This is a genomic window from Deefgea rivuli DSM 18356 (assembly GCF_000620145.1).
Classification (GTDB): Bacteria; Pseudomonadota; Gammaproteobacteria; order Burkholderiales; family Chitinibacteraceae; genus Deefgea; species Deefgea rivuli.
Map to the genome: position 1 here is coordinate 1 of NZ_JHVM01000026.1, position 1,841 is coordinate 1,841.

Below are 1,841 nucleotides of genomic sequence, written 5' to 3' on the forward strand. Positions count from 1 at the left end.
TAGGGGTGAGTAGACCGCAGGAATTTCACCTGCGGCCCCTCGCAGAACCGGACGTGAGCCTCTCGACTCATCCGGCTCCCATCATCCAGCCTTTGGTACACATCCCAATTTCCAGTGCCAGAAGGCTTCTGGAAACTTCAGCGCAAGTCGCCCGAGGGCGTGTCGAGCTCGCGTTTTATGTCGAGCCAAACGTTTGTATTTACGCATCAGCCAACGCGTCAGGTAGTCATTCAAATGCTTCCACACCGCAGACATCGCCGATTCGTAGAATCGACCGTAATACTGATGCCAGCCGCGAAGTATCGGATTGAACATAGCCGACAGGTCAGCTAGGCTCTTGTCACATTTCAACTGAAGATGCCAACCGCGTATCGTCTGCCGCATCGCCTTAAGAGCATCGCGACTGACTGCGGGCGCGAAATTTACATAGACTCGACCATACTTGTCCACCGCTTTGCGCGGCCGGAAGGTGTAGCCGAGAAACGTAAATTGCACACATGGGAACTCGCCCTGCCGATTGATATCTTTGCAGTACACGATCTTGGTTTTCTCAGGATGCAATTCAAGTCCGCACTGACGAAACCGCTCGCCCACCTTATCCAGAGCAAACTTCGCTTGCGCCATACTCCGGCAGTGAATCACCCCATCATCAGCATAGCGGCAAAACCGCACACTTCGAAGATGACGGCATACCCAACTGTCAAAAGCATAGTGCAGAAACAAGTTGGACAGCAAAGGACTAACAACACCACCTTGCGGGGTGCCACGTACCCTTTCCACAAGCTCGCCGTTCGGCATCTGCATTGGCGCTTTCAGCCAACGCTCAACATACAGCAAGACCCATGGTGTCTGACAGTGTTTTCTGAGCGCACGTAGCAGCAGTTCGTGATCGATATTATCAAACAAACCTTTGATGTCGAACTCAATCACCCAGTCATACTCCCAGCTTCGCCGTCTCACCATGGCAATCGCATCGTGCGCTGAACGCCCGGGACGATAACCATACGAATTGGCATGAAACACCGGATCAATGACTGGCTCAAGCAGTTGCTTGACCACCGTTTGTGCCACCCTGTCAGCCACCGTCGGCACACCCAGCATACGCACTCCGCCAGACTTCTTCGGAATAGGCACACCTTTCACCGGCGGCGGGAAATAGCTCCCGGAACACATGCGATTCCAGAGCTTGTACAGGTTGTTGCTCAGATTTTCCTCAAATTGTCCGAGGGATTCCTGATCGATTCCCGCTGATCCTCTATTTGCTTTAACACTCAAATAGGCTTTCCAGACAAGCGCCTTGGGAATGTCATAAGGCTTGGTCATTGGCCAATACTCCTCCCGCTTACACGGTTGATACTGACCAATGCCGGGATGACGCAGCCCCTTCGCTCCACCACTATTACAGTGGCTTCAACACTACTACGAGCTGCTCCGTCCCTTGGTGGCGCATCGCTAATATCGGCCTTGCCTTTTGAGCTTGTGCCTTTCGCTTTACATCGCCACCGAAGGTTCCCGCAGTTCAACGTAAGAGCCCGAATCAGGCTGACGCTGCCTCTATGCCGGACACCGCTTGACCCGTAAGCAGGTAACGGCCAAACTAATCGCGGGGCAACATCACTCCCCGGTTTTGATGTCATCTGAGTACTTTCGACACTTGAACGGCAGTTCACGGTTGTTCGTCTTCCTTGATCCATACCTGATGCCTTCTGGCACCTTTTCCATAACGCTCACGACCTAGGCTTTTGACCAACGCCGCTTATGGTGGTTTGCAACCCGCTCCTGCAAGCCGATTGCGAGGGGCCATACCCTCATCTCTTACGCCGCTTGCTGCGGCACACTAA

The 1,841-nt window shown here is 53.4% G+C and carries 1 protein-coding gene; it reads right to left on the reverse strand.

The genetic code is table 11. From position 1 onward, the window contains the following. Window positions 1-81: 81 nt before the first annotated feature. On the reverse strand, window positions 82-1,323 hold the full coding sequence (gene ltrA, locus Q320_RS0109920; protein ID WP_027468868.1) for a group II intron reverse transcriptase/maturase: 1,242 nt from the start codon (window positions 1,321-1,323) through the stop codon (window positions 82-84). Window positions 1,324-1,841: the final 518 nt, after the last annotated feature.

What these genes read in the sequence shown, in the direction of transcription:
- ltrA (WP_027468868.1), bottom strand. Translation starts at nt 1,323, where the DNA reads ATGACCAAGCCTTATGACATTCCCAAGGCGCTTGTCTGGAAAGCCTAT.